At 73.4% G+C, this 24,640-nt stretch carries 24 protein-coding genes; 16 read left to right on the top strand and 8 right to left on the bottom strand.

Annotated elements, in window-relative coordinates:
* Window positions 1-158: 158 nt before the first annotated feature.
* Genes ACF061_RS06410 through ACF061_RS06395 form a run of 4 tightly spaced genes read left to right on the top strand, consistent with a single transcriptional unit; the run spans window position 159 to window position 3,647 of the window.
* On the top strand, window positions 159-1,100 hold the full coding sequence (locus ACF061_RS06410) for an ABC transporter ATP-binding protein (RefSeq protein ID WP_392265662.1): 942 nt from the start codon (window positions 159-161) through the stop codon (window positions 1,098-1,100).
* On the top strand, window positions 1,097-1,837 hold the full coding sequence (locus ACF061_RS06405) for an ABC transporter permease (protein WP_392265661.1): 741 nt from the start codon (window positions 1,097-1,099) through the stop codon (window positions 1,835-1,837). Before ACF061_RS06410 ends, ACF061_RS06405 begins: the two co-directional genes overlap by 4 nt.
* A 20-nt stretch (window positions 1,838-1,857) precedes the next feature.
* A complete protein-coding gene (locus ACF061_RS06400) occupies window positions 1,858-3,036 on the top strand; it encodes a sensor histidine kinase (RefSeq protein ID WP_392266162.1) in 1,179 nt (392 codons plus the stop codon).
* Window positions 3,033-3,647: a response regulator transcription factor gene (locus ACF061_RS06395; RefSeq protein ID WP_392265660.1), complete on the top strand. Its 615-nt coding sequence runs from the start codon at window positions 3,033-3,035 to the stop codon at window positions 3,645-3,647. Before ACF061_RS06400 ends, ACF061_RS06395 begins: the two co-directional genes overlap by 4 nt.
* 12 nt (window positions 3,648-3,659) lie before the next feature.
* On the opposite strand, the gene ACF061_RS06390 is transcribed toward ACF061_RS06395, so the two are convergent.
* Together ACF061_RS06390 and ACF061_RS06385 are read right to left on the bottom strand one after the other, a co-directional pair.
* Entirely contained in the window at window positions 3,660-4,511 is an 852-nt protein-coding gene (locus ACF061_RS06390; RefSeq protein ID WP_392266161.1) for a tetratricopeptide repeat protein, read from the bottom strand.
* Window positions 4,512-4,528: 17 nt separating this feature from the next.
* Complete coding sequence (locus ACF061_RS06385) at window positions 4,529-5,599, bottom strand: GNAT family N-acetyltransferase (protein ID WP_392266160.1); 1,071 nt, start codon at window positions 5,597-5,599, stop codon at window positions 4,529-4,531.
* Between the two features lie 140 nt (window positions 5,600-5,739).
* On the opposite strand from ACF061_RS06385, the gene fdxA reads away from it, so the two are divergent.
* The gene (gene fdxA / locus ACF061_RS06380; RefSeq protein ID WP_030176303.1) at window positions 5,740-6,060 is read left to right on the top strand and encodes a ferredoxin; all 321 of its coding nucleotides are present in this window, start codon (window positions 5,740-5,742) and stop codon (window positions 6,058-6,060) included.
* A 117-nt stretch (window positions 6,061-6,177) separates the two neighbouring features.
* Window positions 6,178-7,278 (top strand): bifunctional succinyldiaminopimelate transaminase/glutamate-prephenate aminotransferase, encoded by a 1,101-nt coding sequence (locus ACF061_RS06375; RefSeq protein ID WP_392265659.1) that lies wholly within the window; start codon window positions 6,178-6,180, stop codon window positions 7,276-7,278.
* Window positions 7,279-7,433: 155 nt separating this feature from the next.
* Here the strand turns inward: ACF061_RS06375 and ACF061_RS06370 are convergent, their stop codons facing one another.
* On the bottom strand, window positions 7,434-7,856 hold the full coding sequence (locus tag ACF061_RS06370; RefSeq protein WP_392265658.1) for an ATP-binding protein: 423 nt from the start codon (window positions 7,854-7,856) through the stop codon (window positions 7,434-7,436).
* Between the two features lie 418 nt (window positions 7,857-8,274).
* A complete protein-coding gene (locus ACF061_RS06365; RefSeq protein WP_392265657.1) occupies window positions 8,275-9,255 on the bottom strand; it encodes a heavy metal transporter in 981 nt (326 codons plus the stop codon).
* Window positions 9,256-9,348: 93 nt separating this feature from the next.
* On the opposite strand from ACF061_RS06365, the gene dapE reads away from it, so the two are divergent.
* Both dapE and ACF061_RS06355 read left to right on the top strand, forming a co-directional pair.
* Window positions 9,349-10,428 (top strand): succinyl-diaminopimelate desuccinylase, encoded by a 1,080-nt coding sequence (gene dapE, locus ACF061_RS06360; RefSeq protein WP_392265656.1) that lies wholly within the window; start codon window positions 9,349-9,351, stop codon window positions 10,426-10,428.
* A gap of 114 nt (window positions 10,429-10,542) precedes the next feature.
* Window positions 10,543-11,301, top strand: coding sequence for a TIGR00730 family Rossman fold protein (locus ACF061_RS06355; RefSeq protein WP_392265655.1), 759 nt, complete (start codon window positions 10,543-10,545; stop codon window positions 11,299-11,301).
* Window positions 11,302-11,426: 125 nt separating this feature from the next.
* Here ACF061_RS06355 and folP read toward each other — a convergent pair whose 3' ends face one another.
* Window positions 11,427-12,287: a dihydropteroate synthase gene (gene folP / locus ACF061_RS06350; protein WP_392266159.1), complete on the bottom strand. Its 861-nt coding sequence runs from the start codon at window positions 12,285-12,287 to the stop codon at window positions 11,427-11,429.
* A 117-nt stretch (window positions 12,288-12,404) separates the two neighbouring features.
* Here folP and ACF061_RS06345 point away from each other — a divergent pair, with 117 nt between their 5' ends.
* Both ACF061_RS06345 and ACF061_RS06340 read left to right on the top strand, forming a co-directional pair.
* Window positions 12,405-12,761, top strand: a complete 357-nt coding sequence (locus ACF061_RS06345; RefSeq protein WP_392265654.1) for a DivIVA domain-containing protein — start codon at window positions 12,405-12,407, stop codon at window positions 12,759-12,761.
* Between the two features lie 29 nt (window positions 12,762-12,790).
* Window positions 12,791-13,378 carry a DNA-3-methyladenine glycosylase I gene (locus ACF061_RS06340; protein ID WP_392266158.1) on the top strand — a complete coding sequence of 196 codons (588 nt, stop codon included), beginning with the start codon at window positions 12,791-12,793 and terminating at the stop codon, window positions 13,376-13,378.
* Between the two features lie 44 nt (window positions 13,379-13,422).
* On the opposite strand, the gene ACF061_RS06335 is transcribed toward ACF061_RS06340, so the two are convergent.
* Window positions 13,423-14,226, bottom strand: coding sequence for an enoyl-CoA hydratase/isomerase family protein (locus ACF061_RS06335; protein WP_392265653.1), 804 nt, complete (start codon window positions 14,224-14,226; stop codon window positions 13,423-13,425).
* 392 nt (window positions 14,227-14,618) lie between these two features.
* Here ACF061_RS06335 and ACF061_RS06330 point away from each other — a divergent pair, with 392 nt between their 5' ends.
* On the top strand, window positions 14,619-14,786 hold the full coding sequence (locus ACF061_RS06330; protein ID WP_003966491.1) for a DUF3117 domain-containing protein: 168 nt from the start codon (window positions 14,619-14,621) through the stop codon (window positions 14,784-14,786).
* Between the two features lie 199 nt (window positions 14,787-14,985).
* On the opposite strand, the gene ACF061_RS06325 is transcribed toward ACF061_RS06330, so the two are convergent.
* Entirely contained in the window at window positions 14,986-15,684 is a 699-nt protein-coding gene (locus tag ACF061_RS06325; protein ID WP_392266157.1) for an O-methyltransferase, read from the bottom strand.
* Between the two features lie 174 nt (window positions 15,685-15,858).
* On the opposite strand from ACF061_RS06325, the gene sigE reads away from it, so the two are divergent.
* The 5 genes from sigE (at window position 15,859) to ACF061_RS06300 (ending at window position 21,829) form a co-directional block, all read left to right on the top strand.
* Entirely contained in the window at window positions 15,859-16,635 is a 777-nt protein-coding gene (gene sigE, locus ACF061_RS06320; RefSeq protein ID WP_392265652.1) for an RNA polymerase sigma factor SigE, read from the top strand.
* Window positions 16,632-17,627 (top strand): anti-sigma factor family protein, encoded by a 996-nt coding sequence (locus ACF061_RS06315; protein ID WP_392265651.1) that lies wholly within the window; start codon window positions 16,632-16,634, stop codon window positions 17,625-17,627. The genes sigE and ACF061_RS06315 overlap by 4 nt, the downstream gene beginning before the upstream one ends.
* Window positions 17,628-18,200: 573 nt before the next feature.
* Window positions 18,201-20,114 carry a trypsin-like peptidase domain-containing protein gene (locus tag ACF061_RS06310; protein WP_392265650.1) on the top strand — a complete coding sequence of 638 codons (1,914 nt, stop codon included), beginning with the start codon at window positions 18,201-18,203 and terminating at the stop codon, window positions 20,112-20,114.
* Between the two features lie 229 nt (window positions 20,115-20,343).
* On the top strand, window positions 20,344-20,796 hold the full coding sequence (locus ACF061_RS06305; protein WP_392265649.1) for a sec-independent translocase: 453 nt from the start codon (window positions 20,344-20,346) through the stop codon (window positions 20,794-20,796).
* Between the two features lie 358 nt (window positions 20,797-21,154).
* On the top strand, window positions 21,155-21,829 hold the full coding sequence (locus ACF061_RS06300; protein WP_392265648.1) for a hypothetical protein: 675 nt from the start codon (window positions 21,155-21,157) through the stop codon (window positions 21,827-21,829).
* Between the two features lie 84 nt (window positions 21,830-21,913).
* Here ACF061_RS06300 and ACF061_RS06295 read toward each other — a convergent pair whose 3' ends face one another.
* The gene (locus ACF061_RS06295) at window positions 21,914-24,535 is read right to left on the bottom strand and encodes a DUF6185 family protein (RefSeq protein ID WP_392265647.1); all 2,622 of its coding nucleotides are present in this window, start codon (window positions 24,533-24,535) and stop codon (window positions 21,914-21,916) included.
* Window positions 24,536-24,640 lie beyond the last annotated feature (105 nt).

Genomic DNA, 24,640 nt, shown 5'->3' with positions numbered 1-24,640 from the left:
GCCCCGCCTCCTCTTTGCGCCCAGCGCTTCCTCTCCGCGTCCCGTAGGGCGGCGTCATCGGCGCCGCGTTGTCATGCCGCCCGGATGACATCTGTCATCCGGCAGTCGGGACCGCCGACACTGCCGCCCGCCCCGGCCCCCCGGCCAGGATGGGGAACATGACAACGACAGCGGAGACCGCCACCGGGACCACGGTGGTGACGTTCGACCAGGTGACCAAGAGCTACGGGAACGTACGTGCCGTGGACGGCCTGTCCCTGACCCTGAACCCGGGGGAGACCGTGGCCCTGCTCGGTCCGAACGGCGCCGGCAAGTCGACCACCCTCGACCTGCTGCTCGGACTGAAGCACGCCGACAGCGGCACGGTCTCCGTCTTCGGCACCGGCCCCCGGGAGGCGATCGTCGCCGGGCGCGTGGGCGCCATGCTGCAGAGCGGCGGGCTGATGGAGGAGGTCACCGTCGCCGAGCTGGTCGGGCTCGCCTGCGACCTGCACCCCAAACGGTTCAGGGCCGCCGATGTGATGGCCCGCGCCGGCATCTCCCAGATAGCCGACCGCAAGGTCAACAAGCTCTCCGGCGGCCAGGCCCAGCGGGTCCGGTTCGCCCTCGCCACCGCCGGTGACAGCGATCTGATCGTTCTGGACGAGCCGACCACCGGCATGGACGTCTCCGCCCGCCAGGCCTTCTGGGCGACCATGCGCGACCAGGCCGACCAGGGCCGTACGGTGCTGTTCGCCACCCACTACCTGGAGGAGGCCGACGCCATCGCCGACCGGGTGCTCGTGCTGCACCGGGGCCGGCTGCTGGCCGACGGCACCGCCGCCGAGATCAAGGCGAAGGCCGGCGCCCGCAGTATCCGCTTCGACCTGGACGGCGCCGTCGACGAGAGCGCGCTGCGCGGCCTGCCCTTCCTGACCTCCATCACCGTGTCGAGCGGCGGCTCCGGCCAGACCGTCCGCATCCAGTCCACCGACGCCGACGCGACCGTCCACGCCCTGTACGGGCTCGGCGTCTACCCCCGCAACCTCGAGGTCGCCGGGCTCGGGCTCGAGCAGGCGTTCGTCGCCATCACCGAGGCCGAGGAGGCCAAGCAGTCGTGAACAGCCTGATCAAGCTCGAACTCACCCGCGCCCTGCGCAACCGCAAGTTCCTGTTCTTCTCCGTGCTCTACCCGTCGATCCTGTTCCTGATCATCGCCGGCAAGGCCGACAGCACCACCGAGGTCGACGGCAGCGGCCTGACCCTCCCCACGTACATGATGGTCTCGATGGCCTCGTTCGGCGCCCTGACCGCCGTGCTGATGGGCAACAGCGAGCGCATCGCCAAGGAACGCGAGAGCGGCTGGGTGCGGCAGCTGCGGCTGACCGCCCTGCCCGGGCGCGGCTACGTCCTCGCCAAGACGGCCGCCGCGGCCGTGGTCAGCCTGCCGTCCATCGTCGTCGTCTTCGCGGTCGCCGCCGCCGTCAAGCAGGTTCGTCTCGACGCCTGGCAGTGGCTCGCCCTCACCGGGGCGATCTGGGCCGGCAGCCTGGTCTTCGCCGCCCTCGGCGTCGCCATCGGCTACCTCGCCACCGGGGACGCGGTCCGCCCGATCACCATGATCGTCTACTTCGGTCTGTCCATGCTCGGCGGCCTGTGGATGCCCGCGACCACCTTCCCGCAGTGGTTGCAGGACATCGCCGAGTGGCTTCCCACCCACGCGTACGCTGCTCTCGGGCAGGCCATCGAACAGAGCCAGGCCCCGCACACCAAGGACATCGCCGTCCTCGTCGTCTTCTTCGCCCTGTTCGCGGGCGGCGCGGCCTGGCTGTACCGGAAGGACACGCTGAAGGCGTGAGCGTCATCACACAGGAGCGGATGCCCGAGAAGGTCCGCGAGGAGCGCCTGATCCGCATGGGCGAGCCACCGCGCACCAGGGCAGACGCGCTGCGCAAGCTGGTGTGGGTCCTTCCCTGGCTGGTCTTCCTCAGTTCGCCGGTGAACGACCTGGTCGCCGGCGGGCACACGGCCACCGGGACCTGGCTCGGCTCGGCGGGCCTGACCGCCTTCGTCGGGACCTACCTGGCGCTGCTGCTGCGGAACATGGGCAGCCCGCTGCCCGGCCGGGCCGTCGCCGGGCTGGTAGGCGTGCTCGGCGCGCTGGCCGTCGCCCTGTCCCTGACCCTCGGCAGTTCCTGGTTCGGCCTGTTCGTGTACGTCTCCGTCTCCTGCGGCTCGGTCTTCTCGCTGCGGACCGCGTACTGGACGATCCCGCTGACCACCCTCGTGCTGCTGCTGGTGGGGCTGTACACGGCGGACGAGGACCTGTGGGGGCTGTTCCTGCTGGTGCCGCTGATCGGTTTCGCGATGAGCGGTGTACGGGAGCTGGTGCGCACCACCATCGAGCTGCGCTGGGCCCGCGCGACCGTCGCCCAGCTCGCCGCCAACGAGGAACGCCTGCGGCTCGCCCGTGACCTGCACGATCTGCTGGGGCACTCGCTCTCGCTGATCACGCTGAAGAGCGAGCTGGCGGGCCGGATGCTCCCGGACCACCCGGAGAAGGCGGCCCAGCAGGTCGCCGACATCGAGCAGGTCAGCCGGCAGGCCCTTGTCGACGTCCGGGAGGCCGTCACCGGCTACCGTCGCCCGCGCCTGTCCGCCGAGCTGGCGGGCGCCCAGGTCGCGCTGACGGCGGCCGGGGTGATCGCCGAACTGCCGGCCGAACCCGATCTGGCCGGCGTTCCGGAGGAGAGCGAGTCCGCGCTGGCCTGGGCGCTGCGCGAGGCGGTCACCAACGTGGTGCGGCACAGCGGCGCGTCCCGCTGCACGGTGGACCTGGTCCGCCGCCAGACCCTGGACGGCCCGTTCTGCGAACTCTGCGTCGAGGACAACGGCCCGGGCACTTCCGGCAAGGGGCCCGGCAACGGCCTGACGGGTCTGACCGAACGGCTGGAGAAGGCCGGCGGCATGCTGGAGGCGGGTCGCGTCAAGCGCGGTTTCCGGCTGGTCGCCCGCGTGCCGCTGACGCCCGTGGGCGACGTAGGATCCCGGGCATGAGCAGCACGATCAGGGTTCTCCTCGCCGAGGACCAGTCGATGGTCCGCGAGGCACTGGCCGCCCTGCTCGGCCTCGAGGACGACATCGAGGTGGTCGCCCAGGTGGCTCGCGGGGACGAGGTCGTGGCCGCGGCCCGCGCCCATGACGTCGACGTCGCCCTGCTCGACATCGAGATGCCCGGCTGCACGGGCATCGAGGCCGCCGCCCGGCTCCACGAGGAAATGCCCGCGGTCGGGCTGGTCGTCCTCACCACCTTCGGCCGTCCCGGCTATCTGCGCAGCGCCATGGAGGCGGGCGCCGGCGCGTTCCTGGTCAAGGACGCCCCCGCCGCCCAACTCGCCGAAGCGGTGCGGAAGGTGCTGGCGGGCGAGCGGGTCATCGACCCCACGCTCGCCGCCGCGGCCCTGGCCGAGGGCGCCAACCCGCTCACCGACCGCGAACGCGAGGTCCTGCGCGCCGCCGCCGACGGCTCCACCAACGCCGAACTGGCCGCCGCCCTCCACCTGTCGCAGGGCACGGTCCGCAACTACCTCTCGACCGCGATCCAGAAACTGGCGGTGCGCAACCGGGCGGAGGCGGTGCGCATCGCGCGGGAGAAGGGCTGGCTGTAGCGTTCCGCGCGCTCAGTTCAGCAGCGCCCGCGCCGCCTGCGCCTGTCCGCGCACCCGCTCGGCCGCTTCCTCGTCCACCACCGAGACCAGTTCGGCGTACGCCTCCAGCTCCAGCGCGCCGCCCACGAAGTCGCCCCGCTGCACGAGCAGCTGGGCCCGCTCGTACCGCAGCCGCGCGGGGTGCGACGGCACCACCAGCGACAGCTCGACGGCCCACAGCGCCACGTCCGACCGTTCGGGCCGTACGGCCGCCCACGCCCGGATGTTGTTCAGTACCCGCAGCACGACGTCCAGCGGCGCCGCGGGCACGAGCATCGACGGATTCAGCGGCGCCCCCGTCGCGCCCGAGACCAGCAGTTCGGCGTCCGCGCCGGTGAGCACCCGGCCCCCGTCGAACGGATCGGCGAGCACCTGTTCCTCGGCGGGGCCGAACCCGACCACGAAGTGGCCGGGCAGCGCGACCCCGTACACCGGCGCCCCGGCCCGCCGTGCGACCTCCAGCCACACCACCGACAGCAGGATGGGCAGCCCGCGCCGCCGCCGCAGCACCTCGTGCAGCAGCGAGGAGTCCAGCCGCTGGTAGTCCGCCGCCGAGCCGCGGAAGCCGTACCGCTCGCCGAGCAGCTCGTGCAGCGCCCGCGCCCAGGCGAGCGGTCCGCCCGGCCGGTACGGCAGCTGCCCGGCCAGCCGGTCGAGCTCGACCTGCGCCGCGTCCAGGCCCGCCTCGTCCAGCGTGCGGTCGGCCGCCGCGCCGATCAGCAGGCACAGCGCCGACAGGTCGGGTCGTTCGGAGCGGGCCTCCTCGGCGAACCGCCGGAGCAGTTCGGCGGCCCGTTCGGACGGCGGGGGACAGGGGGCGCCCATGGCGAGCTCGTACCCGGTCACGGCGCCGGCCACGACGGGCCGGCGCCACCCGGTGCGGCGGGCCGCCCCGCGGCCTCCGCCGCCGGGGCGGGCTCGCGGTAGTGGTGGTAGGCGTGGTGCGCCGTGAAGCCCATCCGGGCGTACAGCGCCCGCGCCCCGGCGTTGTCGGTCTCCACCTGGAGCCAGGCGGCCGACGCGCCCTCGTCGAGGGCCTGCCGGGCGAGCGCGGCCACCACGGCGGTGGCCAGCCCCTCGCGCCGCCGCGCCGGATCCACCTCCACGGCGGCGAAGGACGCCCACCGCCCGTCGACCACGCACCGGCCGATCGCCGCGGGCGCGGCCCGGCCCTCGCCGGGCACGGACGCGAACCACACCGAGGGCCCGCTGCCCAGGACCTCCAGGGCCACCTCGCTCACCCCCTTGCGCTGGTAGCGCGCAAGCCACGCCTCGTCGGCCGTGCGGGACAGCACGACCCCGCGGGCGCCGGGGCCCTCGGCCCGGTCGGCGACCGGTGCCAGGGACCCGGTCCACAGCTCGGCGGTCACCTCGCGCACCCAGCCCCGCCGCTCCAGCTCCGCGCACAGCTGTTCCTGCGTGCCCTCGGCGCCGGTGGCGGTCTGGACGTACGCGGGCAGGCCGCGCCCGTGGTACCAGCGTCGTACGGCGGCCAGCGCCTCGTCGAGCGGAACGCCGGGATCGCCGAGCGGCAGCACGGAATTGGCCCGCCGGGTGAACCCGCCGGCCGCCCTCAGCTCCCAGTCGCCGAGCCGCTCGCTCTCCACCGGCCGCCAGGCCCGCGCGGCGACGCGCGCGAGTTCCCCGTACGTGGCGGCGGGACCGCGCCGACGCGCCGGAGCCGCCGGAACCACCTTGCCCGCTACCAGCGTGGATTCCGCGATCCGGACGGTTTCGCCGTCCTTTCGTGTGATCAGTAGCACACCGTTGTCCCATGATGTGAGAACGCCGACCGTGTCGGTGAACTTCTCACCTGCCCCACCAGGTTCGCCCAAGCGCCGTACGGAGACTCGTTTGCCCACGTCAGCAGCGGTGATACGGACCTCGAGGCGTCCTGTCGCCGGAATTTCCACGGGTCGGTTCACCCCTCCTGTTCGGATCATGCCCAAGAACGGAGATACTAGGGGCGGGCATCGACGACGCCGCGCTCCCGCGCGCCAGGCGGCGGAGCCTGTGGAGGCCCGCCAGCGCCCTATCGAGGAGGAACGACAGCGTGACCTACGTCATCGCGCAGCCTTGTGTCGACGTGAAGGACAAGGCGTGCATCGAGGAGTGCCCGGTCGACTGCATCTACGAGGGCCAGCGGTCCTTGTACATCCACCCGGACGAATGCGTCGACTGTGGTGCCTGTGAACCGGTCTGCCCGGTCGAGGCGATCTTCTACGAGGACGACGTGCCGGAGGAGTGGAAGGACTACTACAAGGCCAACGTCGAGTTCTTCGACGAGCTCGGCTCTCCCGGTGGCGCCAGCAAGCTGGGGCTGATCGAGCGCGACCACCCCGTCGTCGCCGCGCTGCCGCCGCAGGGCGAGTAACCGTCCGGCGGCCCCACGCCACGCCGCCTCGGTCCCGTACGGCCTGATCGCCTCGAGCGCTCCTACCGCCGCACGGGACCGAGGCGTTTGCCGTACCAGAAAGTGAGCCTGATCCCCGTGTCCGCAGTCTCAGACCGGCTTCCCACCTTCCCCTGGGACAAGCTGGAGCCGTACAAGAAGACGGCCGCCGCCCACCCGGACGGCATCGTCGACCTGTCCGTCGGGACCCCGGTCGACCCGGTCCCCGAGCTGATCCAGAAGGCGCTGGTCGCGGCGGCCGACTCGCCGGGCTATCCGACCGTCTGGGGCACGCCGGAACTGCGTGACGCGATCACCGGCTGGGTGGAGCGCCGTCTCGGCGCCCGCGGCGTCACCCACCGCCACGTCCTGCCGATCGTCGGCTCCAAGGAACTGGTCGCCTGGCTCCCCACCCAGCTGGGCCTCGGCCCCGGCGACACGGTGGCGTACCCCCGCCTGGCCTACCCGACCTACGAGGTCGGCGCCCGTCTGGCCCGCGCGGACCACGAGGTCTACGACGACCCGACGACGGACCTGGACCCGGCCGGCCTCAAGCTCCTGTGGCTGAACTCGCCGTCGAACCCCACGGGCAAGGTGCTGGGCAAGGAGGAGCTGACCCGGATCGTCGCCTGGGCCCGCGAGCACGGCGTCCTCGTCCTCTCCGACGAGTGCTACCTCGAACTGGGCTGGGAGGCGGAACCGGTCTCGGTCCTCCACCCCGACGTGAACGGCGGCTCCTTCGACGGCATCGTCGCCGTCCACTCGCTCTCCAAGCGCTCCAACCTGGCGGGCTACCGGGCCGCCTTCCTGGCGGGCGACCCGGCCGTCCTCGGCCCGCTGCTGGAGATCCGCAAGCACGGCGGCATGATGACCTCCGCGCCCACCCAGGCGGCCGTGGTGGCGGCCCTGGGCGACGACACCCACGTGCGCGAGCAGCGCGGGCGCTACGCGGCCCGCCGCACCGCCTTGCGCCGGGCGCTGCTGGACCACGGCTTCCGCATCGAGCACAGCGAGGCCAGTCTCTACCTCTGGGCCACCCGCGAGGAGTCCTGCTGGGACACCGTGGCCCACCTCGCCGAGCGGGGCATCCTGGTCGCCCCCGGCGACTTCTACGGCCGGGCGGGCGACCGGTTCGTCCGTGTGGCCCTGACGGCCACGGACGAGAGGATCGAGGCGGCCGTGCGGAGGCTGGCCGGCTGAGGCCGCCCCCCGGGCCGAGGCCGCCTTCCGCATCCGGGCCGCGGAAGGCCGGCCGTGCCGGGCGGGAGCGAGCGGCCGCCGCGGGCCCTGGCAACCCGGAACACGGCGACGGGGCCCAGGGAGCCCTGGACCCCGTCGGGTCGTGCGAGGTGCGCTCAGCCGCCGAGCGGCAGGCCCGCCGAGACCGGCAGGGACTGCGCGGGCAGGCCGCCCTTCGTGGCCGTCCTGGTGGTGTCGCCGAGCACGGTCCCCGCGGACCCCGCCGCGTCGCCCGCCGTCTTCTGCGCCACCGGCGCCGTCTGCTTCACGAGCTTGCCGCCGGCCTTGCCCGCGGTCGGCACCGTCTGCTTCACCGCCTTGCCGCCGGTGTCGCCCGCGACCCCGGTGACGTGCCGGGTCGCACCGTCCACGGTGTTGCCGACGTTCGCCCCGTCCAGGGCGGTCAGGCCGCCGACGTTCGGGGTGGCGGGCAGCTCGGGGGCAGCGCTGGCGGAGCCGGCCGCACCGACCCCGGCAGCCGCTCCCGCAGCGACGAGCAGCGCGGCACGGGCGATCCGGCGGGACAGGGGGAGGGACATGTTGCTCCTTCGACGGAAGAGAACTTGAAGTCTTCGACCGTGCCCGGAAGTTGACCGGCCGGGCTCGGACGCAGTGACTACCGCTCGAAGCGCGCGAAGGTTGCGGCGGGCCAGCGCAAAGAGTTGGCAATGTGTCGCATTATCGGTTGCGGAGGAAACCGGGCAAAAGACGCCCGGGCGGGAAGTCTGCTGAATCCTTACGGCGCTGTGTTCCCAAGGCTTTCGGCGGCTGTCGGAGTGACGGCGCGAAAACCTGCCCACGCCACCGGCCCGAACCGCGCCGCACAACCCTGGGGAGTGAAGGTCCGTACGGGCGTCGGACGCCGTCGGCCGAGGGCACCGGTGGCACCGGCCGGGGCCGGGCCGGCCGGACCGGGAGCCGGGACCCGCGAGCCCGGCACGACCCGGGCGAGAGGCCCTAACCTCCCGTGGTGATGCGGACCGCGCCCGTGTCCACGGCGGCCCCGTCGGCGTTCTTCGCGTCCGTAGTGTGCCACTGGCCCTCGGTGACCCCGGCGGTCCACTCCCGTCCGGCGTACGACACCCGTTCGATGTGCAGCGCGGAGGCGTTGGCCACCGCCCAGTGCGCGAGCTGCCAGCCGCGCTGTCCCGCGCTGCGCCCGTCGGCCGCCGAGGTGTCGGCGCGCACCGGCAGCGTCACGGTCCGCCCGCTCGTGCCCGGGGCCCCGCTCGGCGTGGGCGCCGGTGACGGGCCGCCGCTGCCGCCCACCTCCGCGCCCGCCTCCTGCACCACGTCCCGCCCGAAGTCCCGGACGAGGGCGGCCCGGACGCCGTCCGGGCCGCCGGCGCGGGTGACGCCGGGCCTGCCCTGGCAGGTCAGCGTGGCCGCGGCGCGCCCGGTGAGGGCCGCGGCGAGCAGCGTGGCGTCCGGCTCGTGCTTGGCGTACGCCTCCGGGAAGCCGCTGCGCTGCACGCGCTGCGCGGCCACCGTCAGCGGCAGCCGCTGGTAGTCGGGGACCTTGGCCAGGTGCGTGTAGAAGATCCCCGCCGAGTACGTCGGGTCCATGATCTCCTTCGAGGTGCCCCAGCCCTGCGAGGGCCGCTGCTGGAACAGGCCGAGGGAGTCCCGGTCGCCGTGCTCGATGTTGCGCAGGCCCGACTCCTGCAGGGCGGTCGCCAGGGCGATGGCCACCGCCCGTTCGGGCATGCCGCGCCCGGTGCCGACGGCCGTGATCGTCGCCGCGTTCACCGCCTGCTCCGGAGTGAACTCGTAGGACGGGCCGCTCCCGTCCGCGGGGCCGACCTCGCAGCCGGGACCCGTACCGCCCGTGAGGTACTGCACCGTGAGGTAGCCCGCGACCGCGAGCAGGGCGGCGAAGGACGCCCCGAACCGGAGGAGGCGGCCACGGCGCTTAGGAGTGGGGGACGGCTCTGGCACGCGTACAAGGTACTTGAGGCGGGTGGGGCTGCCGAGTCAGGTGCGGACGATGCGCGGCGGCGCCCCGACGGCCCGGGCGCTAGGGTCGGGGCCATGGCCGATACCCCGCTTGACCTCACGCTGGACGCCGCGCGGCTGACCGCGCAGCTCGTCGACTTCCCCTCGGAGAGCGGCACGGAGAAGCCGCTCGCCGACGCGATCGAGGCCGCGCTGCGCTCCCTGCCGCACCTTTCCGTCGAGCGTCTCGGCAACAACGTCGTGGCCCGCACGGACCTGGGCCGGCCCGAGCGCGTGATCCTGGCCGGCCACATCGACACCGTGCCGATCGCGGACAACGTCCCCTCGCGGCTCGACGAGAACGGCGTCCTGTGGGGCTGCGGCACCTGCGACATGAAGTCCGGCGTGGCGGTGCAACTGCGCATCGCGGCCACGGTGCCCGCCCCCAACCGCGACCTGACCTTCGTCTTCTACGACAACGAGGAGGTCGCCGCCGAGCTGAACGGCCTCAAGCACGTCGCCGAGGCCCGCCCGGAGTGGCTGGCGGGCGACTTCGCCATCCTGCTGGAACCCTCCGACGGCGAGGTCGAGGGCGGCTGCCAGGGCACCCTGCGGGTGCTGCTGAGGACCACCGGCGAGCGTGCCCACTCGGCGCGTGGCTGGATGGGCTCCAACGCCGTCCACGCCGCCGCGCCGATCCTGCGGCGGCTGGCCGAGTACCAGCCGCGCTACCCGGTCATCGACGGCCTGGAGTACCGCGAGGGGCTCAACGCGGTGGGGATCTCGGGCGGGGTGGCCGGCAACGTCATCCCCGACGAGTGCGTCGTCACCGTCAACTTCCGCTATGCCCCGGACCGCACGGAGGCGGAGGCGGTCGCGCACGTCCGCGAGGTCTTCGACGGCTGCGGGGTCGAGGAGTTCGTGATCGACGACCACAGCGCGGGCGCCCTGCCGGGGCTGGACCAGCCCGCCGCGGTGGCGTTCATCGAGGCGGTCGGCGCCACTCCGAAGCCCAAGTACGGCTGGACGGACGTGTCGCGGTTCGCCGCGCTGGGCATCCCTGCCGTCAACTACGGTCCGGGCAATCCCCTGTTGGCGCACAAGCGGGACGAACGGGTCGAGACGGCGAAGATCCTGGCGGGCGAGGAGCGGCTGCGCGCCTGGCTCACCCGCTGAGCTCCGCGGGAAGCCGCGGCACGGCGCTGCACGGCGGACATGCCGAGGTCCCCCGCAGGTAACCCGCGTAGATCTACGCTGAGGTGGAACAACCCGCAAGCGGAGGGAGCGCACATGCCGACTGGCAACCCCGAGGGCAAGAAGCAGCCGCCGGAGGAGCAGCGCCTGGGACCCGTGCTGCGGCGACGGGGACAGGTCCAGGCGAGCACCACCGATCAGCGGCTGCTGGACGAACGCGCCCCCACCGACTGGGTGCACACCGACCCCTGGCGGGTCCTGCGCATCCAGTCGGAGTTCATCGAGGGCTTCGGCACGCTGGCCGAACTCCCGCCCGCCATCAGCGTGTTCGGCTCGGCGCGGACCCCGGTGGACTCGCCGGAGTACGAGGCGGGGGTACGGCTGGGCCGGGGCCTGGTGGAGGCGGGCTTCGCGGTGATCACGGGCGGTGGCCCGGGCGCGATGGAGGCGGCGAACAAGGGCGCCTGCGAGGCCGGCGGCACCTCGGTCGGCCTGGGCATCGAGCTGCCGTTCGAGCAGGGTCTGAACCAGTACGTCGATATCGGGCTCAACTTCCGGTACTTCTTCGTAAGAAAAATGATGTTCGTGAAGTACGCCCAAGGGTTCGTGGTCCTGCCCGGTGGCCTGGGCACCCTCGACGAGCTCTTCGAGGCCCTCACCCTGGTCCAGACCCAGAAGGTCACCCGCTTCCCCATCGTCCTCTTCGGCAGCGCGTACTGGGGCGGTCTGGTCGACTGGCTGAAGAACACGCTCATCGCCGAGGGCAAGGCGGCCGAGGACGACCTGACCCTGTTCCACGTCACGGACGACGTGGAGGAGGCGGTGGCGCTGATGTCCAAGGAGGCCGGCAGGTAGCGCCGAGGGGCGCGGGCCGTCGTGCCGCGCGGCGCCGCCGCGTGGGCGCGGCCGGCCGTGCTCCCGGGGCCCGTGGGCGCCGCCCCCGGGAGGCGTACGGGCGGGAGCGGCCGGGGCGGGGAAGGCTACGCCAGCCCCCGCCGGGCCACCGCCGGAGCGCGGTGCCCGGCGATGGACGCCACCATGTCCACCACCTGCCGGGTCTCGGCGACCTCGTGCACCCGGTACACCCGCGCACCCAGCCACGCCGAGACGGCGGTCGTGGCCAGGGTCCCCACCACGCGTTCCTTCACCGGCCGGTCCAGCGTCTCGCCCACGAAGTCCTTGTTGGACAGGGAGACGAGCACCGGCCACCCGGTGGCGACCATCTCACCGAGCCGCCGGGTCGCCTCCAGACTGTGCCGGGTGTTCTTGCCGAAGTCGTGCCCCGGGTCGATCAGCACCGACTCCCGGGGCACCCCCAGCGCCACCGCCCGCTCGGCCAGCCCCACGGTCACCCCCAGGATGTCGGCCATGACGTCGTCGTACGCCACCCGGTGCGGCCGGGTACGCGGCCGCGCGCCGCCCGCGTGCGTGCACACCAGCCCGACCCGGTACCGTGCCGCGACCTCCGCCAGCCGCGGGTCGACGCCGCCCCAAGCGTCGTTCAGCAGGTCGGCCCCCGCCTCGCAGACGGCCTCGCCGACTTCGGCCCGCCAGGTGTCCACACTGATGATCACGTCGGGGAACCGCCGCCGCACCTCGGCGACGAAGCCGACCGTGCGCCGCGCCTCCTCCTCGGCGGTCACCTCCTCGCCGGGACCCGCCTTCACCCCGCCGACGTCGACGATCGCGGCTCCCTCGGCGACCGCCTGCTCCACGCGGGCCAGGGCCGGCTCGTCGTGGAACGTCGCCCCCTGGTCGTAGAAGGAGTCCGGGGTCCGGTTGACGATCGCCATGATCACCGGCTCGTGCGCGTCGAATTCGCGCCTGCCCAGCCTGAGCATCCCCTGTGACCTCTCCTCGTGCGCTCCGGTCTTCGGCCGCATGCGACCCTAACCGTCAGCGTCGCATGGCACGATCGGACCCTGACACATACGACGGACTCCGTGGGGACCGCAGCGATGGTTATGTTCTTGTTCCTGGTCGTGGCGCTCGCCGTCGTGGTCGCCGCGGTCACCCTCGCGGTCGTGGGCGGCGGCGAGGGCGGCGGCCCGCTGCCCGAGGCGGCGCCCGAGCGGATGCACGACCCCCTGCCGCCCGACCGCCCGCTGGCCCGCGCCGACGTGGAGGACGTGCGCTTCCCGCTCGCCGTCCGCGGCTACCGCATGGCCGACGTGGACGACGTCCTCGGCCGGCTCGGCGCCGAACTCGCCGAGCGCGACGCCCGGATCGCCGACCTGGAGTCCGCGCTGGCCGGCGCCCGGGCCGCCGCGGCCCACGTGCGGCTGGCCAAGCCCGAGCAGGAGGACCAGCGATGACGGAAGACGTGGTGACGACGGGTGCAGCGGTGACGGCGGGCGCGGCGGTCGCCGGGCCGGACGGTGGCCTGCGCTGCCCGTGGGCGCTGTCCGCGGCGGAGTACGTGACGTACCACGACGAGGAGTGGGGGCGCCCGGTCCACGGCGACGACGCGCTCTACGAACGCCTCAGCCTGGAGGCGTTCCAGTCCGGGCTGTCGTGGATCACCATCCTGCGCCGCCGCCCCGGGTTCCGCGCCGCCTTCGCCGATTTCAAGATCGCCGCGGTGGCGGAGTTCACGGACGCCGACCGCGAACGCCTCCTCGCCGACACGGGCATCATCCGCAACCGCGCCAAGATCGACGCGACCCTGGCCAACGCGCGCGTGCTCGCCGACTGGGCCCCGGGTGAGCTCGACTCCCTGATCTGGTCCCACGCGCCCGCGGCGGCGGGCCGTACGGCGCCCCGGACCCTCTCCGACGTCCCGGCCGTCACCCCCGGGTCGACGGCCCTGTCGAAGGCGCTGAAGAAGCGCGGCCTGCGGTTCGTCGGCCCGACGACGGCGTACGCCCTGATGCAGGCGTGCGGTCTGGTCGACGACCACCTCGCCGACTGCGTGGCGCGCCGCCGCCCCTGACCGGCCGGGCGGCGGGCCGGGGCGGGCGGTGCCGTAAGCCCCGGTCAGCGGCCCAGGTACGTCGGCTTCTCCTTGTTCACGAACGCCTGTACGGCGATGGCGTGGTCCTCGGAGCGCCCCGCCCGGGTCTGGAGCTCGTCCTCCTTGTCCAGGGTCTCCGCCAGCGAGTGCGTCAGACCGTAGGCCACGGACTCCTTGAGCGCCGCGTACGCCACCGTCGGCCCGGCGGCCAGGGCCCGCGCCGCCTTCTCGGCCTCGGCGCGCAGTTCGGCCGCGGGCACGACGCGGTTGGCGATGCCGAGCTCGTAGGCGTCCTGGGCCGTGATGGTGCGCGGGAAGAGCAGCAGGTCGGTCGCGCGCCCGGGGCCCACGACCCGCGGCAGGGTCCAGGAGATGCCGGAGTCGGCGGTGAGCGCGACACCCGCGAACGAGGTGTTGAAGGCCGCCGTGTCCGCCACGATCCGGTAGTCGGCGGCCAGCGCGAAGCCGAAGCCGGCGCCGGCGGCCACGCCGTTCACCGCCGCCACCACCGGCTTCGCCGCCCCGGCCAGCGCCCGCACGATCGGGTTGTAGTGCTCCCGCACGGTGGTCATGGTCTGCTCCGTGCCGGTCTCCCGGTCGGCCGCCAGCAGTCCGATGTGCTCCTTGAGGTCCTGCCCCACGCAGAACGCGCGGTCCCCGGCGGCGGTCAGCAGCACGGCGCGCACGGCGTCGTCGGCCGCCGCGGACCGGACCGCGTCCCGGAGGGCGACCTTGGTCGCGACGTCGAGCGCGTTCATCGCCTCCGGACGGTTCAGCGTGATCGTCGCGAGCCCGTCGCTCACCTCGTAGAGCACGGTGTCGGCCATGGGAGATCCCCTCCGGTGTCGCGGCTCCGACGTACCGCTCGGTACGTCCTGTGTCCGAATGACAGCATGACGGAGATCACCGGGCGGAGCGCGGAGCGGAGGTGTGACCTGCGTCAAAGAATCGAGCCGGGACCGTCGTCGGGGGATGTCGGTGCGGGTGCGCAGTATCGCAGCCACATCCCCGAATTGGGTGGTTTTGCTCGCGCGCGTTGCCCAAGCGATGCCTACTGATGTTGGTCATCGGGTCCTGAGATGCGGGATAATGGCCAGGAAGCAATGTGTTCGATGCCGGTGACGCGTGTCCTGGGCCGTTCCGGGTCCGGATCGCTCGTATGCCCCTGGGTGGGCCGTCGGCCTTGACGATGAGCTGGGTTTCAGGAAGGGGAACGAGCATGGCGGCCATGAAGCCGCGGACGGGTGATGGCCCGCTCGAGGTGACCAAGGAGGGGCGGGGCATCGTCATGCGCGTTCCGCTCGAAGGCGGCGGTCGACTCGTCGTCGAGCTGACCCCTGACGAGGCCGACGCGCTCGGCGACGCCCTCAAGAAGGTCGTCGGCTGACGCGCAAGCGACCATAGCCTTTCGGCTGCCCCGGTACCGCACGCGGTGCCGGGGTCGCTGTTTTCCGGGGCCGGTCCGCCGGACGGGGGCGCCGGGCCGGTACGGCGGCGGCGGTCCGGCCGTCGCCGTGCGTCATCCGGCGGTCCGGGCCCGCGCCGTCCGGATGCCGGAGCGCTTGCGGCCCGGCCGGTTCAGCGGTTCAGCGCTTGACCGCGCAGAGCAGGCCGTCGCCCACCGGGAGCAGTGACGGCACCAGGTCGGGGCTCTCGCGCACCGTGCGCAGCAGCTCCCGCAGCCGCAGCACCTCCGCCGGCTGCGGCCCGGAGTCCACCGTCCGTCCGTGCGCGAAGACCCCCTCGAAGACGACCAGGCCGCCCGGGCGCAGCAGGCGCAACGATTCGGCGAGGTAGTCCAGGTACTCGTGCCGGTCGCCGTCGCAGAAGACCAGGTCGTAACCGGCGTCCGCGAGCCGGGGCAGGACGTCGAGGGCGCGCCCGGGGATGAAACGGGCGCGGTTGCTCGCGAAGCCGGCGGCACGGAAGGCCTGGCGGGCGAACTGCTGGTGCTCCGGCTCCGGGTCGACGGTGGTCAGCACCCCGTCCGGGCGCATGCCGTACAGGAGGTGGATGCCCGAGACGCCGGTACCGGTCCCGATCTCCGCGACCGCCTTGGCGTCCACGGTGGCGGCGAGCAGGCGCAGTGCGGCGCCCGCGCCGGGTGACACCGAGCGCAGCCCCGCGTCGCCGGCCCGGTCACGGGCCCAGCGCAGGGCGTCGTCCTCGGCGACATAGGCGTCGGCGAACGCCGAGCTCGTCTGCCGGTTGCCGGTAATGGCCCTCTCCTGTCCCGTGGATGCCTCGGGCGTGACTGTATCCGTTGGGGCCGGGAACCCGCAGATGGGACCGGTCGTTTGTAGGGGTGAGGGCGGGGCTCCGGACACGACCGGGGGCAGGACGGGGGATATGGGATGGAACGGGACGCCGAGCAGGTGCCAGCCCGGCCGGACGAGCCGTGGCAGCGCGTGTCAAATTCTCGTAAAACCGCTTATCCGGAGCTAACGGGCGAGGTGGTTATGGTAGGGGCTCCACTGGACACCACCAGAGCCGACAGGGGAGGTGCGGCTGCGCCTGTGGATCGGGGAGGAGTGCTTCGGCGCTTTCTCGGATCGGCGGGCAGGCCGAAATCCGTGACCGACACCGCTGCTGACCCGAGCCACGCCGCCGAGTTCGCCCAGACCGCGACCTTCTCCACCGACGCGGACGGGCAGGCGTGGACTCCGCCCACCTGGGAGGAGATCGTCAGCACCCACAGCGGCCGCGTCTACCGCCTGGCCTACCGCCTCACCGGCAACCAGCACGACGCCGAGGACCTCACCCAGGAGGTCTTCGTCCGCGTCTTCCGCTCCCTGTCGACCTACACCCCGGGCACGTTCGAGGGCTGGCTGCACCGCATCACCACGAACCTCTTCCTGGACATGGTCCGCCGCAAGCAGCGCATCCGCTTCGACGCGCTCGGCGAGGACGCCGCCGAGCGGCTGGCCAGCAAGGAGCCCACCCCGCAGCAGCTCTTCAACGACGCGCACTTCGACGCGGACGTCCAGCAGGCGCTGGACACCCTCGCCCCGGAGTTCCGCGCGGCGGTCGTCCTGTGCGACATCGAGGGGCTGTCGTACGAGGAGATCGCCGCGACCCTGGGCGTCAAGCTCGGCACGGTGCGCTCCCGTATCCACCGCGGCCGCTCGCAGCTGCGCAAGGCCCTCGCGCACCGTTCGCCCGAGGCCCGCAGAGCCGAGCGCCGCAGCTTCGTGGCCCGCGTCCCCGCGCTGGGGGGAGGGGGCGCGACCGCGTGAGTGGATCCCGACCCGACCCCGTGAGCGGACTCGCGGAACAGCATCTGGGAGACCGGCTCTCCGCCCTCGTCGACGGAGAGCTCGGTCATGAGGCGCGTGAACGCGTCCTGGCGCACGTGGCCACCTGCCCGAAGTGCAAGGCGGAGGTGGACGCGCAGCGCCGGCTGAAGAACGTCTTCGCCGAGACGGCGCCACCGCCCCCTTCGGAGAGCTTCCTGGCGCGTCTCCAGGGGCTGCCCGCGGGCGGCGACGGCGACGGCGGCTCACCGCTGGGCGGCGGCTTCCCCGGCCTCTCCGGGCGGTCCGACGCGGCCACCGGGGTGTTCGGCGCGCGGCGCGGCGAGCGGTTCGAGTTCGGCTACGTCCCGGCCCGGCCGCACCTGCCCGGACCGGAGCGTGACTCCGCCTCGGCGGACGGCTTCCGGATCCATCACGTCGGCCGTCCCGACGGCGAGCGGCCGGCCTCGCGCGGGCTGCGGTTCGCGTTCGTCGCCGCCGGAGCGGTGTCGCTGGCCGCGATCGCCCTGGGCGGTGTGACCACCGGCGCCGCGGGGGACACCGCCGCGGAGGCCCGCGGCGGCTTTGGGACCGGCAGCAACGTGACCCCGGCGCGTACGGCGGGCGCGGGCGCGGCGACGGGGGCCGAGACGGCGCGTCGCCGCCAGCCGGCCGTTCCGCTGCTCGCGCAGGGGCAGCGGCCCTCCGGCGGAGTGCCGCTCGTGCCCACCTCGCTGTCCGCGCCGCTGCTGCCCGGCGTGCCGTCACCGGCCGGGGGCCGGCGGCAGGACGAGGTGCGCACACCGGTCACGCCCGTGATGGCCGGCGCCGCGCTCCTCTCGCCGTTGATACGCCCGCTCGACGCCCGCCCCCCGGTCTCCCTGACCGCCTGGTCCGCGGACCTGGAGTTGAGGCCCCCCGGACTTCTCGCCGTACCGGTGCCCGGCCCGGCGCCGGCCCCTTCCGCCTCCGCTCCGCCCCGCACGGCGCGCTGACCGGCGCCGCCCGTCTTCTGCGCGGGGGCCCGCGAACCTGGTTGAATCCAGGTGGTCGCGCCCATGACACCGGTCCGGGCGCGGAGAGACCAAGCACGGCGCCCGCCGGGGAGCCGTGCCGCGGGCACCTGTGGGGAGAGCATGAACGAGGGGAAGCCCACGAAGTCCACCCGCCCGAGGTGGTTCGGCCGGCCCCGGCCGCTCCCACCGGGCGGAACCGAGGACGCGGCGACGCCTCCGTCGGCGGGCCCGCGGAATCCGTCCGTGCCCCGGGCCGGCACCGAGTCCGCGGACGGACTCGCGCGGCCCGGCGGTCCGGCTCCAGGTCCGGCCGGCTCCGAGGGGGCGGCCGCGGGCGGGCCGGCGCCCGCTGGGCAGGCTTCCGGTTCGCCCGGCGGGACCGCCACGGACGGTCCGGCCGCGGACGCCGCCGGTCATCGGTCCCCGGCCCCGGCCGCCGAGGCGCGGCCCGGGCGCGAGGACGACGACGGTGACTACGAGCTGAGGCGGCCCACGGAGCCGCAGATCACGGACGGCCGGAGCGCGCCCACCGCTCGGCCGGGCGAGGGTGCGGTGGACGAGGGCGACTTCGAGCTCGCCCGGCCTGCTGCGGCGGGCTTCGGGACGGGCGTCCCCGAGGTGCCCGGCACCCGGGAGGAGGCCGGGCCGGCAGGCCCGGTCGGCCCTCCCGCCGAGTCCGGCCCCGCCGCACCCTCCGAGGAGCGCTCCGGACCCCTGCACGACCCCGACCCCTACGACACCCCGCCCTACGGCGAACCGGGCCCCTGGGCCCCCGCCCCGCCGGTGCAGCACCCGGCGCTGACGCCCGCCCCCGGCGGCACGGCCCACCTGCCGCCCACGGCTGTCGCCGGACCTGTGCCGGCGCGGGGCCGGGCGGGCCTGCCCGGTCCCGCACCCGCCATGGCGGCGGGCGCACCCGTCCCACCGGCCGCGCCCGCGTCGGCCCCAGGCGTCCCGCGGGACACACCGGCACCGGCCGCCGGCACCGGTGCCCCGGCAGGGCCCGCTGCCCAGCTGCCGCCCGCACCCCCCGCGCCCGCGCCGGCCGCTCCCGCCGAGCCGCCGGGCAGCGCGCACGACGGACCGGTGCCGCACGGTGCCGCCACGGTCGAGGGGGGCGGCCCGCCCGCCCCCGGGCACGCGCCCGTCTTTGGTGGGCCGTACCCGCACGGCACCGGGCCCTTCGACGCCGGCCCCGCCGGCGTGGGCTCCCAGGACACCGGGCGGACGGCCGCCGGCGAGGTCTCACCGGGACCCGGCGGTCCCTGGCAGCGCTACGACCCGTGGGCCACGGCCCCGGCCGTCGGCGCCCTGCAGCAGAACGGGGCCGGGGTGGCGACCGCCGAGCAGCGGCGCAGGCGGGTGCGGCGGTCCCTGGTCGGCGGTGCCGTCGCGCTGGCGCTGCTGTCCGGTGCGGTCGGCGGGGTGATGGGGGCGTACTTCGAGCGCAACGGCGGGGTGGGGGCCGTACGGCTGCCGCAGGCCGGGAAGGAACCGGCCGGGCGCGCCCCGGACAGCGTCGCCGGGATCGCCGCCCGCGCCCTGCCCAGCGTGGTGACCCTGCACGTGGCCGGCTCCGACGAGCAGGGCACCGGCACCGGCTTCGTGCTCGACCGCCTCGGCCACATCCTCACCAACAACCACGTCGTCGAGCTGGCCGCCTCCGGCGGCGGCATATCGGTGACGTTCAGCGGCGGCCAGACAGCGAAGGCCAGGATCATCGGCCGCGACACCGGTTACGACCTGGCCGTCGTCCAGGTCAGCGGCGTACGGGGGCTGACCCCGATGCCCCTCGGCAACTCCGATAACGTGCAGGTGGGCGACCCGGTCGTGGCCATCGGCGCGCCCTTCGACCTCGCCAACACCGTCACCTCGGGCATCATCAGCGCCAAGGAGCGGCCCATCACGGCCGGCGGCGAGAAGGGCGACGGCAGCGACGTGTCGTACGTCGACGCCCTCCAGACCGACGCGCCCATCAACCCCGGCAACTCCGGTGGCCCCCTCCTCGACTCGCGCGGCCGGGTCGTCGGCATCAATTCGGCCATCCGTTCCGCCGACACCGGCTCCGACATGCAGACCGGTCAGGCCGGTTCCATCGGCCTGGGCTTCGCCATCCCGGTCAACCAGGCCAGACGCGTCGCGGAGGAGCTGATCAACACAGGGAGGGCCAGCCACCCGGTGATCGGCGTGACGCTCGACATGAGCTACACCGGCGACGGCGCCCGGGTCGGCGCGAAGAGCCGTGGCGGCGGATCCCCGGTCACCCCGGGCGGCCCCGGCGCCAAGGCGGGGGTCAAGGCCGGTGACGTGATCACCGCGGTGGACGGCCGACGCGTCCACTCGGGTGAGGAGCTGATCGTCCGGGCGCGCGCCCACCGCCCCGGCGACCGGCTGGAGCTGACCATCGAACGCGGCGGGAAGGAACGGAGGGTCTCCCTCGTGCTCGGGTCCTCGACCGGCGGCTGACGCCAACCTCACAGGAAGTGACCGACGGGAGCGTGTTCACAGGCCAACGCACGGCTGCGGCAGGGCGAACACGCCGGAAAACCGGTCGTGCGGACGCACTCCGACACCACGGGGCGGTACCGGTGGCACGCGTGGTCCGGGTACCGTGGATGCGGCCCGGACCACGGATGGACCCCCGCAGACCGGACCGCCGAGGGCCGAGGACCACGGACATCTCAAGGAGCTTCAGGTGTTCAACGACATAGGACTGCCCGAGCTGGCGACGATCATCGTTCTGGCCATGCTCGTGTTCGGTCCGGACAAGCTCCCGAAGGTCATCCAGGACGTGACCCGCACGATCCGGAAGATCCGCGAGTTCTCGGAGAGCGCCAAGCAGGACATCCGCCAGGAGCTGGGCCCGGAGTTCAAGGACTTCGAGTTCGAGGACCTCAACCCCAAGACGTTCATCCGCAAGCAGCTGGACAACGACGACCTGGGGCTGAAGGAGATCCGCAACGGCTTCGACCTGAAGAAGGAGATGGCCGAGGTCACGGACGCGGTGCACGGCCGCGACACCGACTCCTCGCCCTCCTCCACGGGGTCCGCGGCCTCCGGTTCGACGGGCGGCCGGGTCGACATGACCAAGAAGCCCGAGGGGACCGACCGCGACGACCGGCCGCCGTTCGACGCGGACGCCACCTGAGCCGCCGCGGTACGTGACGCGTCTCATACCGGCACGGCTACCGGCACGGCGCCGCGCGGCCGTCATATGCGCACGCCGCATGTGACGCGCGTCATAGCGGCAGCTCTCCCGGGTGGGCGTCTTGTCCGCATGGCCCCCCTACGTCTGGCACGTCGTCCTCCCGCCGGGCCGTGTTTCCCGCTCACGGCGCACCGCTCACTGCCCGAATCGGCCCACCGCCCGAGCCACGCGCCGGGCGCTTTCCGGGCTGCCCGAGGCGGGGTGGATATGCTGCCGAGTTGTTGTGCGGACCGGGCGAGTGCGCCCGGAGGGGGGCGGGCCGCCCCGGTCCGACGAGAGCGAGGAGGCGTCCGGGCAGATGGAGACGACGAGTAGAACGGTCGCGCAGGCGCCGGCCGCGGAGGGTGGACAACAGCTCTCCTCCGCCCGGCGCACGGTCGACGGCTACCTGCTGGCGCCCTTCCCGTGGTACGGCCTCGACGAGGCCTTCACGGGACCGCGCTGGCTGATGCAGGTCGGCACCTCGGCCGACGGCTCCGTGGAGCACGGTTCGATCGGGCACGGCGACGAGCCCTCCGTGCGCAACGAGTTCGTGTCCGGGTCACCGGACGAGCCCAAGGACAAGTTCGCGGTCGTCGTCACCGTGGCCGCCAACCCCGTCCGGCGGCTCGCCGACGGCACCGGCCAGCTGGAGGCCACCTCCGTCTCCTCCGCGGCCTGGCTGGCCGGGGTGGGACTGCTCTCCTTCACCTGGCCCATGCAGATGGACCACGCGCTGCGCGACGACTGGCTGGAGCAGCAGACCGAGACGGCGTGGGTGCTGGCCGACGACCTGTCCGGCCCCGACTGGTCGACGCTCTCCCTGCCCGTGGACGGGGTTCCGGCCCCCTTCCACTACCGCGAGTCCGAGTTCGGCTGGGTGCTCGCCGGAACGACCGCGCAAGGGGTGCACGTGGGGGCGTACGGCAGGGGCATGAGCGCGTACGGGCTGGGTTTCGCCGTGGTCAAGGACATCACGGCGTACGACGCCTGACGCCGCGGGCCCGCCGCGTACGCCTGGCGCCGCGGGGACCCGACGGCCGTCGGGCGGTCCTGCTCGGCTCGTGGCCGGCGCGCCTCAGGCGCCGACCAGCTTGTCCCAGATGCCGATGGCGGCCGTGACCTGGGTGAGGATCCAGGCGATCTGCACGGACAGGCCGCGTACCTGATAGATCGACAGCAGCAGGGCGAAACGGCTGGGCCAGAACTGCCGTTCCGCCCTGAAGGTCTCGGTGTCCATCCAGATGCTGGTCAGGGTGAGGATGATGAGCATGGCCAGGACGTACACGAGGGTGTAGCCCAGATCGGTGTCCGTGGCGCGGACGAGCCCGGCGGCGGTGCAGATGGGCAGGGCGTAGGCGAGGGTCAGGCTCAGCGCGCGGGTGTGGCTGCGGCGCCCGGGCAAAAGACGCCAGAGCGCGCCCAGGACGAATCCCGCCCCGACCCAGGCCAGCTGGTACAGGAAGAACTTCACCACGACCTCGGGATAGCCGGTGGGGCTGAAGGCGGTCTCCAGCCGGTTCTGGGCGGCCCGCTGGTCGAGAACCACCAGGACGACGCTGGCCGGAAGCCCGAAACAGCACGCCACGCGCGCACTGTGCAGTGCGTTGGACCACCAGTGGCCCTCCGGGCCCCAGGCCAGCGCGACGTCCAGCACGGACACCTCGACGGCCCCGCTCCTCCTCGGACATGCCGCCACCAGCCACTGGTGCAGTCTGTGCAGCCGATCCTCCACGGCGTCCCGTGTGACATCACCGGCGCGCCCCTGGTTCAGCAGGTACAGCTGCTGGTTCAGATTGCGGTACTGGTGCGCTTTGGTCATCAGCTCGTGGCGCCGTCTCCTGGTGCTCAGCCTCTGCACGTAGAAGCGGTCCCCCATCCGGCACAGCACGGACCGCCGCCGGCCCGCGGCGAGCACGGCGTACAGGGAGAAGATGCTCAGCAGGAACCAGAGGACGTACTGCGCGCTGACGCCCGAGAAGGCGGTGGCCCTCAGGTTCACGATGAAGGCGAACATGGCCACGGTCAGCAGCAGGTCCGGCTTCTCGGGCCCCAGGGTGAGCCGTTGCTGTCCGCGGCCGGTCTGCGCGCCCGCGGCGGTGACCCGGTGGTGGAGGAGTGCGACGAGGGCGACACCGGTCAGCACCCAACTGCGGGAGAAGACCCACACCAGGTCGGTGAGGGAGAACTGGCTGAGGCTCAGGTCGAAGTACCTCGCCCGGGCGGCGGAGTCGTTCCCGGCGGTGAGCCAGGTGACGCGGTCCCACTGACGCCCCCATGACACCCAGCAGCACACGAGCAGGGCCACGGCGAGGGCCGCCAGCAGCCCCGCGACCACGGCGACGCAGCGGACCGGGGTGCTGTCCCACCGGGCGGTCCAGGCGGCGCGGGCCAGCCCGCCCTCCCGCGCGAAGCGCCACGCCCAGGCGGCCATCGCGGCCAGCCACAGCCACAGCGCGGCCAGGCCCAGCAGGACCAGACCGGTCCGGCCGGCCAGCGGTTGCGTCCTCCTCGGGAGCAGGTCCGCCGACAGGCCGAACAGCGCGGGGAGGAACACCACCAGCAGGCCCAGGGCGGCCACCACCGACGCGCTGACGACGACCGCGCGCGCCTGGCGGCGCTGGACGCCGTCCGGCTCCGGGGGGTCGTCGGCGCGGTCGCCGGAGCCGGCGGGCGGCACGCCCCGGGTCCACGGCCGGGCGATGAGGACCAGGGCGAGACCGGCGGCGACGCAGATGAGGGTGCGCCACCGCAACGCGAGCGGCGGCTGCGAGGCGACCACACGCAACGTCAGGGCGACCGCCGCGCTGAGCACGGCCCACTGCACGACCGTCCGCGCGGGGTTCCGGCCGAGCCTGGCGCCGAGGCGGCCCCACCGCCACCGCGCGGGCCCGTCCCCGTCGCCGCCCGCCGGTGGGGCCGCCGGCACGGCCGGCGCGGACGCGCGCTGGGCCCGGAGCGCGGCCAGCGCGATCACGAACGAGGCGCACACCCACCAGGCGATGATGTTCGCCGAATTCCACAGCGACTGGCTGTACCCGAGTGTGAAGGCCCGTTTCCACGGCAGGTCGACCTCGAACCAGATGCGCCGAGGCGGCTCTCCGGTCCACACGAGCTCGTTCTCGGTCGCCGACGACGCCCGTTCGGAACGGTCGGCGAAACGCATGCCGCCCAGTTCCGCCCTGACCTGCGCCCAGGGATGTTTTCGCAGTGCCGCGGGCTGGAGGAGGACATTCCACGTGTCCCCGCCGCTCCTGACGATGAGCCAGGGGCCGAGGCGAATGGATTTGTAGCTCTGGATCCAGGCGAACGCCTCGTACCGCACCGTCACCCAGCCGTCCGCGGCGGTCACCTGCGGTTCGTGCGGCCGCCATTCCTCGTTCCGCGCGGCATTCTCCTGACCGCGCAGCAGACACCGCATCGCCCTCTGGTATTCCGGGGAATTCTCGTCGAACGTGAGATGATGAGCCGGCTGCCACTTATTCACGGGAACTTTGACGGTCATGTCCGAGTAGACCTTGACGTAGTTCTCGCTGTGCTGGGAGAAACGAATTACCGCTTTGACGTAACTGGTGTCCAGCTGCTCCGTCCGGCATGGGTCGGGCGTGTTCTGCCGCGCCTCGGCGGAAGGGCTCCCGCACCACATCACGGCCACGGCCACCAGCGCCGCCAGCCGCAGCCACCACCACACCGTTCCCACGCGACACCTCTTCCCGAACCCTGCCAGGAAAGTATTCGTGACGCCTCACGTGTCATGAACAGACACACTGCGGGAGATCGCCGCCCCACCCCTTCGGCCGCAGCC

Source organism: Streptomyces sp. NPDC015220 (genome assembly GCF_043079345.1).
In the GTDB taxonomy this organism is placed as follows: Bacteria; Actinomycetota; Actinomycetes; order Streptomycetales; family Streptomycetaceae; genus Streptomyces.
This window is presented reverse-complemented; position numbering and strand designations above follow the sequence as displayed.

Bases quoted from the DNA above. Each gene is read 5' to 3' on its own strand.
- ACF061_RS06410 (WP_392265662.1), top strand. From the start codon at position 159: ATGACAACGACAGCGGAGACCGCCACCGGGACCACGGTGGTGACGTTC.
- ACF061_RS06400 (WP_392266162.1), top strand. From the start codon at position 1,858: ATGCCCGAGAAGGTCCGCGAGGAGCGCCTGATCCGCATGGGCGAGCCA.
- ACF061_RS06395 (WP_392265660.1), top strand. From the start codon at position 3,033: ATGAGCAGCACGATCAGGGTTCTCCTCGCCGAGGACCAGTCGATGGTC.
- ACF061_RS06390 (WP_392266161.1), bottom strand. From the start codon at position 4,511: ATGGGCGCCCCCTGTCCCCCGCCGTCCGAACGGGCCGCCGAACTGCTC.
- ACF061_RS06370 (WP_392265658.1), bottom strand. From the start codon at position 7,856: ATGTCCCTCCCCCTGTCCCGCCGGATCGCCCGTGCCGCGCTGCTCGTC.
- dapE (WP_392265656.1), top strand. From the start codon at position 9,349: ATGGCCGATACCCCGCTTGACCTCACGCTGGACGCCGCGCGGCTGACC.
- ACF061_RS06355 (WP_392265655.1), top strand. From the start codon at position 10,543: ATGCCGACTGGCAACCCCGAGGGCAAGAAGCAGCCGCCGGAGGAGCAG.
- folP (WP_392266159.1), bottom strand. From the start codon at position 12,287: ATGCTCAGGCTGGGCAGGCGCGAATTCGACGCGCACGAGCCGGTGATC.
- ACF061_RS06345 (WP_392265654.1), top strand. From the start codon at position 12,405: ATGGTTATGTTCTTGTTCCTGGTCGTGGCGCTCGCCGTCGTGGTCGCC.
- ACF061_RS06335 (WP_392265653.1), bottom strand. From the start codon at position 14,226: ATGGCCGACACCGTGCTCTACGAGGTGAGCGACGGGCTCGCGACGATC.
- ACF061_RS06330 (WP_003966491.1), top strand. From the start codon at position 14,619: ATGGCGGCCATGAAGCCGCGGACGGGTGATGGCCCGCTCGAGGTGACC.
- sigE (WP_392265652.1), top strand. From the start codon at position 15,859: ATGGTAGGGGCTCCACTGGACACCACCAGAGCCGACAGGGGAGGTGCG.
- ACF061_RS06300 (WP_392265648.1), top strand. From the start codon at position 21,155: ATGGAGACGACGAGTAGAACGGTCGCGCAGGCGCCGGCCGCGGAGGGT.